The following is a 13,939-nucleotide window of genomic DNA, read 5'->3' as shown; positions in this document are numbered from 1 at the left end:
AACATGAAAAAGCAACAGCAAAACAGCGAGCAACAAATGTCCATACGCCGACAGTTAGGCATCAACCTAGTAAAAACTTTTAACTGGGTATACGATCGCTCGCAGCTATTCTTTGCTGAATACGGACTTACTTCCCAACAGTATAATGTATTAAAAATCCTTTACGAGGCGGACCGGCCGATTTCTACTTCCGAAGTGCTGGAGCAAATGGTGGAGAAGAACGCAGGAGTATCTCGGCTGGTTGACCGCCTGGTAATCAAAAACCTCGTGCAGAAAAAACCCAATGCGGTAGACAAACGACTGATCGATATCAAACTGACCCCCTCAGGCGAATCACTGTGTCAAGAAATTACAAATCATTTGGATCAGGTAGACACGGTATACGCCGGACTGACAGATAAAGACGTAGCAGAACTGAACCACCTGCTGGATAAGATCCGAAGTATTAAATAGCCCCATCACCATAATATCGTAATGTCACTCTTTACCCCGCTGTAAAAGCTGAAACATGCGCCTTCCGCTACCTTCCTCTTATGCATAACAAGTACGTTGCTTGTTACCGCACAGGTAAACAACCACCCACCAGTTATCACTGACTTGGATCATATACCCATTGCCGTTAGTAAGCTGGATAGTGCCAGATGCTATCAAAAACTAGGATTTTCTAACAAAAAAGACCGTTTTCATGCAAATTCCGCTGGCTGGAATGATGTAAAAAATGGAATCCCTCCCTTTACTTATAGTTTTCATGCTTTCATAAATACCGTGAAAACACGGTATCCCTTTGTAGATTTTCACGTTGATCCACACCAAGACAGCTCCTAATTTTGGAGTCATAATCCTACGGTATCCTGTTGATAAAACTACTATGAAATGAAACGGTTCCTGTTCCTAATGTTACTGATTGTTACACAACTTGCAATATATATGCGGCACGTTTTTCACCTACAGCATAATACAACGCAGGAAAAATCTACCCAAGTATTCTATAATAATATTTCGGAGGCACCCGTATCCACAACAGATACCGGATCGTCTTCCTTCACTAGGTCTGATCAATACATTGCTTATCCGGCGCTTTCGTACTAGCGCCAACCTGGTTTGTTCCCCAAGGTTCAAGGGGATGCTGGTACCTTCTTTTCCGGCATCCTCTTTTTACACCACACATTAAGAATGAATTTTATATATTTCATGATCTGAAAATTACTCACTAAAACCTTCAATGCTGATGGATCCAATTCAACAACTTCCAGGACAGGAAATCAGCCTCGACGAGGCACGTAGAATCATGAATGTTCGTAAAGAATATTTTAACAAAATGGAACTGGCCCTCAGGCTGGCTACCGGTATCCTTCATGATCCCGCTGTTACCAACTTTTACCTCAGTAAAACCAATGGCTTCCTGTTTTCCAAAGAGGAACTGCAAAAGCTGCTGGACAGCGGCGCTTCTTACTACATGGTAATTGCAGGCGCCCACCCAGAAAAAACCGAACAATTTGAAAAAGGCGACCCTACTGTCATGGTGATCCCTTGCAGACTCCTGACCAAAGACGATTGTGCAGCGGAAGAAGGCGGTATGATCCTGGAAGCCACTGGCTTGGCTCCTCAAGGAACTGCAGCCGGTATCGCCAAGACTAATAGACTCGACGACGATCCAACCATTGGACTGGAACATCCACCTGCTACAGACGTTACACAAATCAACTACGTATAATTAGCAGGTATTTTCCACTGAACTTCTGTATTTTGCACATACTCACCCCTCAAATGAGAACTATACCACGGGCTATATGCAACTACAGGATGTTTTAAGTGATATTTCAATCTGGATAGTTATTTGTCCGCTAATCGTGGGCATCTATTGCTGCCGGAAGATATCAGTCGATTCAAGAATCGTATTGGGGATAGTAGCTTTGGCTGCTATCCCTCAATTGCTAAGGGCCTTTATCGCCAAAGGACCACTGCTGAATGTGACATACAACTTGTATACACTGGCCGAAATTAGCCTGATCTGCTGGTTGTTCTATCCAAAAATTATTAATAAAGGAAGAAGACGACTCTTTTTTATCACAACGTGTCTAATAACGATATTCAATATAGGGATAGTGCTTTGGAATGGTTTGTCGGCCCGGTTTATCAGCGAAGCTGTGTCTGTAAATAATCTTATGTATACCGGTTGGATACTGCTGATTATTCTAGATCAATATGAAGTAATGGATGGCATTTCACCCCAAAAACCATTCTTCTGGTATCTGACAGGTATTTTTCTGTATGCACCATGTACCATGCTGGTATTTTCGCTATGGCACTATATCAAGGTTCACCCAAATTCTATTATCACCAGACTTTGGGTTATTCAAAGCATTTTTAACATTACTATGTATGGCCTTTTTACCATCGGCATCTGGAAAGATCGCAAGTTATCAGACGCCAACATAGCTCATCATCGTGGAAATGGAAAATGATATCATCTTAAGCATCGTAATGGCAACCCTCTTGTTTCTCCTGCTGATTAGCTTTATCATCGCATTCTGGATGATATACCAGCGCCGCCGTGCCGCTCATCAACAGGAAAAACAACAACTTAAATCCGCATTCGACCAAGAAATGCTACGTACACAACTGGAAATAAAAGAACAAACACAAAAAAATATCTCCCAAGAAATTCATGATAATATAGGACAAGTACTGAGCCTCGTTAAACTAAACATGAGTACCATCGATACGGCTACCAACCCTGCCCTATTCGAAAAAATCAACGATTCCAAACAACTTCTTACCAAAGCCATCCATGATCTCAGAAATCTTAGTAAAAGTCTAGATACCGACCTTATCATGGATAAAGGCCTCTGCGCAGGCATAGGCCAGGAAGTGGAAATGCTCCGCAGAATAGGTACCTTCGATATCAATTTCCAAATCGAAGGAAATCCTGTAAGGCTAGAGCCCAACAAGGAATTAATTCTATTTCGTATCTTTCAGGAAGTATTAAATAACATTATCAAACACGCTCGCGCTACAGCCATCGATATCAATCTCGACTACCAGCAACAATGCTGTATCATGGATATCGCTGATAATGGCGAAGGCATCAATCCCAAAATTCTCCAAGGCGAAACCTCTGGAATCGGCCTTGGTAGCATGAGGAAACGAAGTAACCTGATAGGCGCTGACCTCAGTATAGCCGAAAATGAGCCCCAGGGCACCCGTGTGAAGGTCAATATACCCTATCTGCTCCCTTAATTTGATATGAACAACAAAATCAGTATAGCCCTGGTAGATGACCATGTACTCTTCAGAAAAGGTCTGGGTACACTCATCGCCAGCTTCGACGACTACCATCTGCTGTTTGAAGCCAATAATGGCAAAGAATTAATCAGCATGCTCCGGCCGGAAAACTTGCCGGATATCGTACTGCTGGATATTAATATGCCGGAAATGGACGGCTATGAAACCTGCCTCTGGTTGAAGAAAAATCAACCAAATATCAAGGTGCTTGCCCTCTCCATGTACGACAACGAACAATCCATCGTTCGTATGTTTAAAGCCGGCGCAAAAGGCTATATCCTCAAAGACTCAGAACCCTCCGAACTCCGCGAAGCCATGAGCTCGCTCGTTCATAAAGGGTACTACTACTCCGAAATGGTCACCGGAAAACTCATCCACTCTATTCATGAGGCGGAAGAAGAAGGCAATACCACCAAATACGCTACCAACCTGACCGAAAGAGAAATCACCTTTCTTAAATTGGTCTGTACCGAACTGACTTATAAGGAGATTGCCGATCAAATGCACCTCAGTGCCCGCACCATTGATGGCTATCGAGACAACCTTTTTGCCAAACTACAGGTAAAAACCCGTGTTGGCCTCGTTACTTACGCCCTCAAACATGGTATTGTCATGCTGGATAAATTACCTTAATCTCATTTCACTGCTATTATACAGCGCAGGGCTATACGAGATCCGTATGGCCCTGCGCTTTATATTCCCGCTGTAATAAGCCATACATATAGATATCATCGTATCGGCCATCCCAATACTGCCACTCCCTTAATAACCCCTCTTTCACAAATCCCAATTGCTCTAGTAATTCACACGAGTCCGTATTATCTTTCATTACTTCCGCCTGAACCCGGTTGATATCCAATACGCCAAATGCATATGCTAAAACCGCTGCCATCGCCTCTTCCATATATCCCCGCTTCCACCAATTATTGGATAAATCATAAGACACACTGCACTTATTACTACTGTCCATACTGTTGATCCCAATCGTTCCAGCAACATGGTGCGTTCCCTTCGGAATAATGGCCCACCTAATACCAGTCTTATCCCGAAATATCCGCTGATACTGCTGAATCCGTTCCATCGCCTTCCCCCGATTAGCCATCGGATGTACATGGTAAAACCTTACTACACTAGGATCATTGAATATAAAAAATATGTCTTCCAACATGGACATGCTCACCGGCTCCAATGTTAGGTGCTCCGTGGACAGCACCGGAAAAGTTTCAGGCAGTTTATTCATACGTGCACTTCGTTTATGTTATCCCGTTAGGCTGTTTTACTTCACAGCCTCCCAACAATATAACAATACAAGCGCACTTTTTCAATATCCCCCTCCTCTCGGTGCCCCGCACCAACTCAACAAATACCCAAGCTCCCATTTCTCATGAATTCCTCTGCAAAAAATAAAAGCCACGTCTTAAATAAGACGCGGCTTTGTCAACTATATATACACATCTGGTTACAGATGCATATCTCGAGCTCCTTTAACTTCTGTTGAAATTTCTCCTAACATCGCACCAGAATTGCAGTTCTGGCCAGTGTAGACTTTCACAAAATCGATATAACCCAAGCTAACGGGGTTACCGCTGCCGTCAACCGCCCAAGAAATATCGAAGGTGTTGTAACCATAGGTAACATAATCATTGGAATAGCTGTCGCTATACCCCCAGGCATAAGCCAAGTTGGTGACAATGCTACCAGGCACCAATGTGTTAGCCAGTTTCGTACCAGTGAAGGAAATTGAATCCTGGTTAGCTGCAAAGGTGGGATAATAGTTATTGGTGGTATGGTAGGCATTGGCCTGCACAATACCTGTGTTACCCAGATTATCCTTCCAGGTAACATTGGTGCCTACTGCATGCGGATTGTAGTAGGTAATGGTGTAATTCTTAACGGTAGCGCTGCTATTGTATTCGCTGCCCGCCAGTTCATACCAAGGATCATCTGGAATACCATTGTTGTTTACATCTTGGCTTACCATCACGATACCAGGTTCTGACCATTGATAAGTAGGGCCTAACGGGTTGCCATACACGCCAATATCAGCCCCAGTTCCATTACTTACGGAGTGGTCAAATCCAAAGATGATATAACCACCGAATGCACCCAGTGATACCATATTGGAAGTACTGCCGATCAAGGCCTGCGCGTCTGCCAAAGTTCCTATACCAGGACTATTAACAAACTGCCCTGCTGCCGGCAAGTACGCATACACTTTGCTAATCAGCGGACTACTGCTAGCAGTAGAAGGCCGGTACACGCTGGTCTTTGAGGCATTTAATGGCTGCAAATGCAGCTCTTCGGCCTGGTTCGCCTTTTGGCAGGAAGTCCAGGCTACAGCGCCCAACAGGGCTACTACGGGGAAAAGGGATTTTTTCATTTTATGTGATATTTAGGATCTTCTACGGGTAGAACACGGGCATCGCCGGGAAGGAATAACTCGTGTATCGGATAGTATTTTTTAGGGTCGCTGTTCCTGCATCATAGATCAACCATCTGTTATCGTTGCTAGCGCCCCACTCATCTGTCAGGGTTAATATCACAAGCTCTTTTGTACGCTGGTTGTACCTTACAGCAGAACCGTAGAAGTATTGGCCAGCAGGCAGGGTGATGTATGGGGTAGACAGAGAGGCCGCATTGCCAGGAATATATTTGTATAATTTGGTACCACCATATTCCAAGGAACCGCCAATACCTCCCATAAATTCATTACGGGCAGCAATGTATACTTCCGTTCCATCAGGATTAGTGGTAATAGAGCCAGATCTCCAAGACCACATGGCCCAAGGATTGGTCACTTTAAATGGCAGTTTTGTTTCTGTACGCGCCAAGGTAACTGGATCAATACGCATCAATGAAGAATCGCCAGCAGCCCATACTGCGCCGTCTTTCGTACGTACGAAACCGATAGTAGCGCGGTCAAACTTCTTAACCACACTGTAATCTGTACTATTCAGGACTACAACACCATCTCCTTCTGTCAAGACAAAAACGTATTTGTTATCTACCGACAACATATCTCCTACGGCGCCAGTAGTACCTGCAATTTTAGCGCCCAGCGCCAGCGTAGAGAGGTTCACAGGATACACGCCATTAACGGTACTCAACAGCCCGCGACTATTATCAATACCTACAAAAGCATGACCTTCATCGCCGGGTAATGCTGCAATACGCCCGGTTTCTTTCATGGAATAGGCATCAGCTACGACCATTGGTCCGCCTACTTTTGCGACCATATACATTTTACCATTATAAATGGTAGCATACTGCAATGTGGCGGTAGTAGGTCCGAGATTCTTATCTGGGTTCTCTTTCTTGAAAATGTTGAAGGTTACTTTGTTGCTGTCATAGCTGTAATAAGCCATATCGCCATTGGTAGTACCATACTGGCCTTCATGCACCATGAAGTAACCATTTTCATACTTCCCAAGCACGTGGATATTATACACCACAGAATCAATACCAGTCTGATTCTTAGCTGTCAATACCAGGTGGTAATCTCCGTACGTAGTAGCTGTGAATTGATAAATACTGTCTGTACTTACCGGCGCTCCATTGGAGGTCCATTGGAAACTCAATCCCGCTTTGTTGTTGAATTGAGGCTTGTAAGTGGTAGCAACACCCAATGCCAGCGTGTCTTTACTTCCGCCAGAAATAATTTTCGGGCCAGGAACGTCATCATTTTTCTTGCAGGAGAAAACTACAGTAGCAATCAACACCAGCAGGGACAGAACTTTGTTCAGTTTCATTTTTGGTTGTTAGCGTTTTTATGAAGAAATAAAATTTCATAAAGCAGCAACACCCTCGGGGACATAGGCCAACAGCAACACAGATAGGCATCCTAACCAAATCAAACAGACACCTGATCTACAGTTCTACAGAACATTACAGACAGATTCACACAATAAAATCACATGCTGATGACAGCCAACATTCTTAACCTTTCACCCGAAAGTGCTGAACGAAAAATACAACTGGCAGGTCTTCTGGCTTCCCTGCTTTTCCGGCGGCCTTCCCATCCCATAAGGGACAGTGGCAATGGAGATAATGCCGAAAAAATCTATACTGATAAACAGTATGCAGGATTACAGCTACGGGGATAGCTCCGGTTTTGCACCGGATTCCCTTTTAATACACGAACAATGCTTGTCCTTGTAACCAAATGCAGCGCAAACTTAGTACTTGTAATATTATTATCCAAATTGAAAATATAAACAAAAAGCCGTTGCAAATATGTTGCAACGGCCTATAAAAAACTGAGACGATAAACTATTGAATAATCACCTGCTGCGTATATGCTTTGCCGTCATACGTCACTTCCAAGAAATAGCTGCCAGCCGGCAAACTCGCCATCTTCATAACAAATGATCCTGTATGCGCTTGCTGCTGTTGCACCACCTGACGGCCTGCACTGAGCAATACTACTCTCACTTCCGATTTACCACTATACGCAGGAATCTTCACTTGCAAATTGCCTCCTGATACTACCGGATTTGGATATACGTTGAATACAGTAGTAGCCTTGGTACTTTTATCCATCGGCGACATCGTTGCCAGCGACGTGGCTGCATTACTTCCAGGAGTTGCCTGTGCATAGATGGAGCCGACAACATTCCCTACTACTGAATAATTAAATGATTCCCAGGTACCTATCGCTGTTCTGAATGCACTCATGGCTGCAGCTCCGTTCTCTGAACCGATATAAGCATTGTTATTGCACTGCAATGATATCGTTCCATTACTGTTGGTAATCCAAATAAACTTCTCCCAATCCTGTGCAGTAGCCCTGTTACAGGTAATAGGCTGCTGCCCGTTTTCTGAAGAAACATATTTCCCCATGGAGCGCAATGCAATCTTCCCACCTCCTGCATCCAATACAGAGAACTGTTCCCAAGTGCCTGGTGTAGCCCGATTGCAGTTCATCGCAGTAGTACCATTTTCGCCACTAACATACAAGTTGTTATTGCCTTTCAACGTAATCACCTTGCCAATAGGCACGGTGGTACCGGTTCTGCTCACGACTACTTCATTGATGGCAGACAGCAAGGAATTAGCACCAGTAGCATCCTGGGATAATTCCCAAATCATGATACCACTCCCCTGATCAAATGCGAGATTGGTTTTCTTTTTAATCGTCGTAATACCATTATACCCTACATTACCAAATATATCCGCATAAGGGTCTGCTCCTCTGGCGATCAATTGTGCAAAGGATTCCCAGGTAGGCCTGCCGTAAAAAGGCACGCCCAGCACTAGTTTGGATGCAGGCAATCCCCTCCCCAGCCAATAGCTGACAGATTGTGTAGCATAAGTATAAGTAGAGTGATCGAAGTTATTGTAATCATAGGCCATGAGGTTATAAAAATCGACCAACGCAAAGGCACTACTAAGTATACTAGCACCATCCGTACCCACGATGGCCCCTGTTAGCAACTTACCGCGGTTATGCATCTCCGTACTGAGCTGTGTCATCAGCGAGATATAATTATTGGCAGATGCGCCAAGGTCTGGATACTCCCAGTCGATATCAATACCATCCAGATTGTACTGATTCACAAAGCCAATCATGTTGTTAACAAAGGTGCTACGATAACTACTATTGCCCGAAAGACTCTCAAAAGCGCTATGATCTCCGCCATTCCAACCACCTACAGAAATCAGGACTTTTACGCCATTATTATGCGCTGTGGACACAAGACTTTGCAACTTGGAAGGATTATCAATGGCTTGGAAGCCGCCCGTTGCAGTAGGTAACAAAAAAGCGTAATTGATATGGGTCAACTTACTGTATTGCACCGCATTTACATCCCCAGACCAAGAGGGCATATAGCCCACCACTCGGAACGGCGACTGTGCAGTAGCAGAAAGGAAACAAACAAACAGTAAAAACAGGGTAAATAAACTTCGGTTCATAATGGAATTTTTAACAGTGAATAATAGGTTCCGGAACTAGACAAATGTATCAGAATGAAGGTGCTCAGCGAATTTATCATGTACTTCAATTCTACGTCATCCCTTAAATTTGCTACCTTTCGTATATCCTTTACATTTATGAGCCTGAAAATCAGACTACGCATATTTTACCTGTTGCTAATTCCATTGACGATGTGGCTGGGACTTTCCTCCAGGCAACCCAACCATCATTACCCCGAACTAGTAAAGCTCTATGCCGGCGACATCCTATACGCCACCTTTATTGTATTCGGATTACGTTTATTGGCATTACGCCCTGCCCTCTGGAAAATCAGTGTCGGGAGTTTTATCTTTTGCGTACTGATTGAAATACAACAACTTTATCGGGCAGATTGGATCATCCACCTACGACATACCTTTCCATTCGGGTTAATACTCGGTTATGATTTTTATTGGGGAGACATCATTTGCTACGCACTGGGAGCGCTCTTAGGGCATGGTATTGGTGTCCTCGGGGAAAAACTACTGCGGTAAAACAACAGGGAATGACGGCAAAGCATCATTCCCTATAAAATACGTTTACCCATCACCGTAAGACTTACATAAAGAAACGTTCGGCTGCAATTTTGCCTTCTTTTATTTCATAGACACAAAGTTCAGAAAATTTCATCCTGCCTTTATTCTTCATGGTAACATCCATGGTCATAGTGATGGCAAATGAATTTTCAGTAACCAACGGCGTGGAGCATTTTGTAGAATGATATTCTTCCACCATGCTGTCGAACTTTTTACCTTTTTCAAAGATGGCTTGCAATCCTTGTGTTTCCTTTGCAAAATCTGGTGTCGCATAAGGTTCCACACTGATGGCATCGGCTGCAAATAATTCTTTCTGCGCAGTTTCAAATTTACCTTTATTACACAACTCTATCAGGCGATTTGCAATTTCAGTAGTTTTCATAATATAGTAGTTTTGTAAATGGATAACTGCTAACATAAAGCATTTGTTCGAAGCATCATGCCGTCATTAGCGCTTTCTTCCTGAAGGCAGACGGATTCATGCCATTATGTTTTTTGAACAATCGGGTCAAGTGACTTTCATCTGCAAAATTCAACTCCCACGCAATTTCATTGATACGCATATTGCTATGTAACAAGCGGGTTTCCACCAGTTTCAATTTATATCGTAGGATATAATCCTGCATATTTTCACCAGCATGCTTTTTAAAATACCTTCCCAGGTAATTAACGGAAACCCCTACTGCTGCTGCTATTTTATCTGCTTTCAGCATTTCTGGTTCATAAATATGCGCCTGGATATGCCGGATAATTTCCTGTAGGGTTCGGTCATTGTTATTAGGTATTTCTGCGGGCAATCGGGCAGCCACATTACGAGCTACAAGGGTAATCAGTGTATTCACCAATTGTTCCATGACTTCCTGCTTGTAGAGGCTCTCCCGCTGGTTTTCCTCTCGCAGGGCTTGTATCAGGTGATGTGCAATAGCGCCGTCTTTGTCTTGATGCAAAATACAACCAGGTGCATGCCCTGCATGATCCAGGATAAATTCCATGCGCTTCACCCACTCCTTCCTTTCATTCATCACTTGCCGGATAAAGATGGCGTTGAATCGCAGGAAGAAAAACTGCGTAGTGGCATGTACCTCGAAGTGATGCTCATCTTCTGGCGTTAATAGGAACAAATGCCCCGCCCTATATGCGAAACGGTTCTCATTCACTACCTGGGTACCCGTTCCTGCTAATATATACACCAGCTCAAAATAGTTATGATAATGCGGTATCACAGGACAATGATCCGTATTCATTTCCCGGATCACAAACGGCTGAAATATGTTTTCTCTCATCATAATTCAAAAATTTGGAAAAATTGTACAATTACTTAATTGAAAGATTGTACAATTTTACACTATCAAAAGTAACAAATTTTATGAATGTATTAATCATATTTGCTCATCCAGAACAACGTTCTCTCAATGGAACCATTAAAAATGCAGCAGTAGCCTATTTGGAGGCCGCCGGCCATCAGGTGGAAGTCTCTGATCTATATCAAATGAACTGGAAATCAGCGGTAGACGGAAGGGATTACCTGCATCATCAACCAGAAGATCGCCTGTTTGTAGGAAACGTTTCTAAAGTAGCCCTGGAAAAACAAGCCTTAGCACCGGATATCGTCGCGGAACAGGAGAAAATATTGCGTGCGGACCTGATAATTTTTCAATTCCCTTTATGGTGGTTTTCCATGCCCGCTATCTTGAAAGGCTGGGTGGATCGCGTCTTCACCAAAGGGTTTGGCTACGGCGCCGGTAAACGTTATGGTGGCGGCAAGTTCCTAGGAAAAAAAGGTATGCTGATTGTCACCGCCGGTAGTGATACACACAGCTTTAGCCTAAATGGCATCAACGGTCACATGGACGATCTGCTATTCCCTATTCATCATGGGATTATGTGGTACAGCGGTATTACGCCATTACAGCCGTTCATAGTGTATAATTCCAATCACATTTCAGAAGCGCACGTAGCAGAAACATTACAAACATTGAAAGCTCGTATCGACTCGCTGGAAACCCTTGATCCTATTCATTACTATTCCATTACTGCCGGCGATTATGATGAAAACGATGTACTGAAGACACATCTGAGAGATAATAAATCCGGATTGGCTGCGCATAGGAAATCATCGCTTGGGCTTACGTTCCAGGAAGTAGTCAACGCTGATCCTGCCAGCACCGAAAACCAATAGCACAAACAACATCAACAAATAATACAAAGGAATTTCAAAGCCATTGTTACTGGCCTCAAAGCCATTCGCCCAGTGGACGGTAATAATGGCCACTACCATACTGAACATGAGGGGAATAGTGATGTATCGGACGTACAATCCTAATGTGAGCAATACCACCCCCACCGCTTCTGTAATGGCCACCAGGTAGGCGCTGACATACGGCATGGGAATTTGCAACTGTACAAACCAATCCCCGACGCTATGAATATCTTTCCATTTCATACTGGCGGGTCCGTAGTAGCCATATGCAAGCGCAAGCCGCATAAATAGTAATGGTAAATCTTTTAGGGCAGACACCTTTTCCGCCCACTTGCGGTATGTTTTCATATATCAGGGTTGAAATCCCAGCACTAATTGCCGGGTCTGCATCTCACGAAGAAATGTAATAGTATCCGATGCTAGTGTATCCGTTACTGTTATATTCAATTGAGGGGCATATTCCAGTATATCCGACAACGTTATCCCTGCATATAGTTGCTCTGCCACAAAGGCCAGCCAGGGCGATAATTCAACAAATTGCACCTGACCTGTCACAGGTATCCTGTATAGCAACACAAACCAAGCACCAACTTGCTGCAACAATTTCCGCCGGGTAGTTTCTTTTTGGACTGGATATTTAAAGGCTAGCAATCGGTATTCTGGATTAAGCAGGATCACATCATGTAACCAGTTTCCCTGCGGTACAAATGCAGGTGTAGGCAGATCTTCCATATTGTATAGCTCTAGTTCTGCCCATTCAAAACTTAGCAAATCGTTCAGGTAAGGAATATCATATTTTTCATCCCAACTATGCTCTACCGCGTAGGTATAAAACTCGAGCGGCATCTTCCACAATTGATACGACTTACAGGCATGATGACTGCAAAAATCCTGCGTCATACTGTCCCACTTTCTTTGTGGAAGATTTGCATAAGCGATGGGGAATGCAGCTTCCAGGGCCTCCGTCAGGATATTAAAGACCATCTCCCGATACCAACTGAGGCGATCGGGCTGTACCCCTGTAATCCTGCGGTTTTTGCCCGTGAGGCAGTAGCGGGAAAAAGCTTGTTGAATATTATATGTTTCCGCCGACAAGTGCATGGCTGATACTCCAATGTTTGTTACAAATTGATTTCAGTCTATTCAGTTCTCCTTGCAACGCTGGTAATTGTGGAATATTTAAATCCCGTTCCAGTAATACCGGCACGGGTTTCAGCCGTTGTATGGTCCATTCGAATAAGTCGTACACGGGGTCAATGATAGCCTCCCCATGCGTATCAATGATAAGATCTGGCAGTACTTTTTCATGGCCTGCCATGTGAATGTAGCCTACTTTATCGAGGGGTAGTTGCGATATGAATTCCTTCGCATCATATTGGTGATTGAAGGCGTTCACATACACATTATTCACATCCAATAGCAACTGGCATCCGCTCTGGCGCACAATTTCACAGATAAAATCCACTTCGCTCATTTCTGCTGCTACCGGGGTATAGTAAGACACGATTTCCATCACCAGCGGCCGTTCCATGAAGTCTTGTACCTGTTGAATACGCGAGGAGATATGCCTCACCGCATCCATCCTGAAAGGCACCGGCAAGAGGTCATACATATGTGCGTTATCACATTTGGAATAGCTGATATGTTCAGAGTAAAGCTGGATCTGGTATTCGTCCAGGAATGATTTCACATGACGCAGAAATTCCTGATCTAATGGCTCAGGACTCCCAATAGATAAGGACAATCCATGACATAGCACCGGGTATTTCTCTACTGCCTGATGCAATAATTTCTTCCAGTGCCCACCGATGTGCATCCAGTTTTCGGGAGCGAATTCAATAAAATCGGGCCGAATTAATTCACCGGCAATTAGCTCCTCCGCAAACTCCCGTCGGAATCCAATACCTACCATAAGATGATGTTTAGCGATAAAAGAAACAGGAAGACAGGGCTCATCACCTGTCT

At 43.8% G+C, this 13,939-nt stretch carries 16 protein-coding genes and 1 riboswitch; of the genes, 7 read left to right on the top strand and 9 right to left on the bottom strand.

Going from position 1 to position 13,939, the window contains the following annotated elements; all coding sequences use genetic code 11:
* Positions 1-3 precede the first annotated feature (3 nt).
* From JO154_RS11920 to JO154_RS11900, 5 genes are all read left to right on the top strand, one after another.
* On the top strand, positions 4-453 hold the full coding sequence (locus JO154_RS11920) for a MarR family transcriptional regulator (protein WP_291945675.1): 450 nt from the start codon (positions 4-6) through the stop codon (positions 451-453).
* A 775-nt stretch (positions 454-1,228) separates the two neighbouring features.
* Positions 1,229-1,714 (top strand): hypothetical protein, encoded by a 486-nt coding sequence (locus JO154_RS11915; RefSeq protein ID WP_291945673.1) that lies wholly within the window; start codon positions 1,229-1,231, stop codon positions 1,712-1,714.
* Between the two features lie 76 nt (positions 1,715-1,790).
* Complete coding sequence (locus JO154_RS11910; RefSeq protein WP_291945671.1) at positions 1,791-2,465, top strand: hypothetical protein; 675 nt, start codon at positions 1,791-1,793, stop codon at positions 2,463-2,465.
* The gene (locus tag JO154_RS11905; RefSeq protein WP_291945669.1) at positions 2,455-3,240 is read left to right on the top strand and encodes an ATP-binding protein; all 786 of its coding nucleotides are present in this window, start codon (positions 2,455-2,457) and stop codon (positions 3,238-3,240) included. The genes JO154_RS11910 and JO154_RS11905 overlap by 11 nt, the downstream gene beginning before the upstream one ends.
* Before the next feature lie 6 nt (positions 3,241-3,246).
* A complete protein-coding gene (locus JO154_RS11900) occupies positions 3,247-3,918 on the top strand; it encodes a response regulator transcription factor (protein ID WP_291945668.1) in 672 nt (223 codons plus the stop codon).
* Between the two features lie 31 nt (positions 3,919-3,949).
* Here JO154_RS11900 and JO154_RS11895 read toward each other — a convergent pair whose 3' ends face one another.
* The 4 genes from JO154_RS11895 to JO154_RS11880 form a co-directional block, all read right to left on the bottom strand.
* Positions 3,950-4,525: a GNAT family protein gene (locus JO154_RS11895; RefSeq protein ID WP_291945666.1), complete on the bottom strand. Its 576-nt coding sequence runs from the start codon at positions 4,523-4,525 to the stop codon at positions 3,950-3,952.
* Positions 4,526-4,744: 219 nt separating this feature from the next.
* Positions 4,745-5,665: a hypothetical protein gene (locus JO154_RS11890; RefSeq protein ID WP_291945664.1), complete on the bottom strand. Its 921-nt coding sequence runs from the start codon at positions 5,663-5,665 to the stop codon at positions 4,745-4,747.
* 22 nt (positions 5,666-5,687) lie between these two features.
* Positions 5,688-7,034 (bottom strand): DUF5074 domain-containing protein, encoded by a 1,347-nt coding sequence (locus tag JO154_RS11885; RefSeq protein ID WP_291945662.1) that lies wholly within the window; start codon positions 7,032-7,034, stop codon positions 5,688-5,690.
* A gap of 209 nt (positions 7,035-7,243) precedes the next feature.
* Positions 7,244-7,463, bottom strand: a riboswitch (cobalamin riboswitch).
* Between the two features lie 91 nt (positions 7,464-7,554).
* A complete protein-coding gene (locus JO154_RS11880) occupies positions 7,555-9,198 on the bottom strand; it encodes a glycosyl hydrolase family 18 protein (protein WP_291945659.1) in 1,644 nt (547 codons plus the stop codon).
* 138 nt (positions 9,199-9,336) lie between these two features.
* Here JO154_RS11880 and JO154_RS11875 point away from each other — a divergent pair, with 138 nt between their 5' ends.
* A complete protein-coding gene (locus JO154_RS11875; RefSeq protein WP_291945657.1) occupies positions 9,337-9,732 on the top strand; it encodes a DUF2809 domain-containing protein in 396 nt (131 codons plus the stop codon).
* A 64-nt stretch (positions 9,733-9,796) separates the two neighbouring features.
* Here JO154_RS11875 and JO154_RS11870 read toward each other — a convergent pair whose 3' ends face one another.
* Positions 9,797-10,156 carry a SnoaL-like domain-containing protein gene (locus tag JO154_RS11870; protein ID WP_291945655.1) on the bottom strand — a complete coding sequence of 120 codons (360 nt, stop codon included), beginning with the start codon at positions 10,154-10,156 and terminating at the stop codon, positions 9,797-9,799.
* A gap of 55 nt (positions 10,157-10,211) precedes the next feature.
* A complete protein-coding gene (locus JO154_RS11865) occupies positions 10,212-11,060 on the bottom strand; it encodes an AraC family transcriptional regulator (RefSeq protein ID WP_291945653.1) in 849 nt (282 codons plus the stop codon).
* A gap of 80 nt (positions 11,061-11,140) precedes the next feature.
* Between JO154_RS11865 and JO154_RS11860 the strand changes: the two genes are divergently transcribed.
* Positions 11,141-11,953, top strand: coding sequence for an NAD(P)H-dependent oxidoreductase (locus JO154_RS11860; RefSeq protein WP_291945651.1), 813 nt, complete (start codon positions 11,141-11,143; stop codon positions 11,951-11,953).
* Here JO154_RS11860 and JO154_RS11855 read toward each other — a convergent pair.
* From JO154_RS11855 to JO154_RS11845, 3 genes are read right to left on the bottom strand one after another with little or no spacing between them, the layout of a single operon-like run.
* Positions 11,888-12,322, bottom strand: a complete 435-nt coding sequence (locus JO154_RS11855) for a DoxX family protein (protein WP_291945648.1) — start codon at positions 12,320-12,322, stop codon at positions 11,888-11,890. The genes JO154_RS11860 and JO154_RS11855 overlap by 66 nt on opposite strands.
* 3 nt (positions 12,323-12,325) lie before the next feature.
* Positions 12,326-13,075: a DUF2063 domain-containing protein gene (locus JO154_RS11850; protein ID WP_291945646.1), complete on the bottom strand. Its 750-nt coding sequence runs from the start codon at positions 13,073-13,075 to the stop codon at positions 12,326-12,328.
* Positions 13,050-13,886 carry a DUF692 domain-containing protein gene (locus JO154_RS11845; protein WP_291945644.1) on the bottom strand — a complete coding sequence of 279 codons (837 nt, stop codon included), beginning with the start codon at positions 13,884-13,886 and terminating at the stop codon, positions 13,050-13,052. The genes JO154_RS11850 and JO154_RS11845 overlap by 26 nt, the downstream gene beginning before the upstream one ends.
* Positions 13,887-13,939 lie beyond the last annotated feature (53 nt).

This window comes from Chitinophaga sp. (assembly GCF_019236475.1).
Classification (GTDB): domain Bacteria; phylum Bacteroidota; class Bacteroidia; order Chitinophagales; family Chitinophagaceae; genus Chitinophaga.
This window is presented reverse-complemented; position numbering and strand designations above follow the sequence as displayed.

Excerpts from the sequence above, each read along its gene's own strand:
- JO154_RS11920 (WP_291945675.1), top strand. The coding sequence starts at position 4 with ATGAAAAAGCAACAGCAAAACAGCGAGCAACAAATGTCCATACGCCGA.
- JO154_RS11915 (WP_291945673.1), top strand. The coding sequence starts at position 1,229 with ATGGATCCAATTCAACAACTTCCAGGACAGGAAATCAGCCTCGACGAG.
- JO154_RS11910 (WP_291945671.1), top strand. The coding sequence starts at position 1,791 with ATGCAACTACAGGATGTTTTAAGTGATATTTCAATCTGGATAGTTATT.
- JO154_RS11905 (WP_291945669.1), top strand. The coding sequence starts at position 2,455 with ATGGAAAATGATATCATCTTAAGCATCGTAATGGCAACCCTCTTGTTT.
- JO154_RS11900 (WP_291945668.1), top strand. The coding sequence starts at position 3,247 with ATGAACAACAAAATCAGTATAGCCCTGGTAGATGACCATGTACTCTTC.
- JO154_RS11895 (WP_291945666.1), bottom strand. The coding sequence starts at position 4,525 with ATGAATAAACTGCCTGAAACTTTTCCGGTGCTGTCCACGGAGCACCTA.
- JO154_RS11890 (WP_291945664.1), bottom strand. The coding sequence starts at position 5,665 with ATGAAAAAATCCCTTTTCCCCGTAGTAGCCCTGTTGGGCGCTGTAGCC.
- JO154_RS11885 (WP_291945662.1), bottom strand. The coding sequence starts at position 7,034 with ATGAAACTGAACAAAGTTCTGTCCCTGCTGGTGTTGATTGCTACTGTA.
- JO154_RS11880 (WP_291945659.1), bottom strand. The coding sequence starts at position 9,198 with ATGAACCGAAGTTTATTTACCCTGTTTTTACTGTTTGTTTGTTTCCTT.
- JO154_RS11875 (WP_291945657.1), top strand. The coding sequence starts at position 9,337 with ATGAGCCTGAAAATCAGACTACGCATATTTTACCTGTTGCTAATTCCA.
- JO154_RS11870 (WP_291945655.1), bottom strand. The coding sequence starts at position 10,156 with ATGAAAACTACTGAAATTGCAAATCGCCTGATAGAGTTGTGTAATAAA.
- JO154_RS11865 (WP_291945653.1), bottom strand. The coding sequence starts at position 11,060 with ATGATGAGAGAAAACATATTTCAGCCGTTTGTGATCCGGGAAATGAAT.
- JO154_RS11860 (WP_291945651.1), top strand. The coding sequence starts at position 11,141 with ATGAATGTATTAATCATATTTGCTCATCCAGAACAACGTTCTCTCAAT.
- JO154_RS11855 (WP_291945648.1), bottom strand. The coding sequence starts at position 12,322 with ATGAAAACATACCGCAAGTGGGCGGAAAAGGTGTCTGCCCTAAAAGAT.
- JO154_RS11850 (WP_291945646.1), bottom strand. The coding sequence starts at position 13,075 with ATGCACTTGTCGGCGGAAACATATAATATTCAACAAGCTTTTTCCCGC.
- JO154_RS11845 (WP_291945644.1), bottom strand. The coding sequence starts at position 13,886 with ATGGTAGGTATTGGATTCCGACGGGAGTTTGCGGAGGAGCTAATTGCC.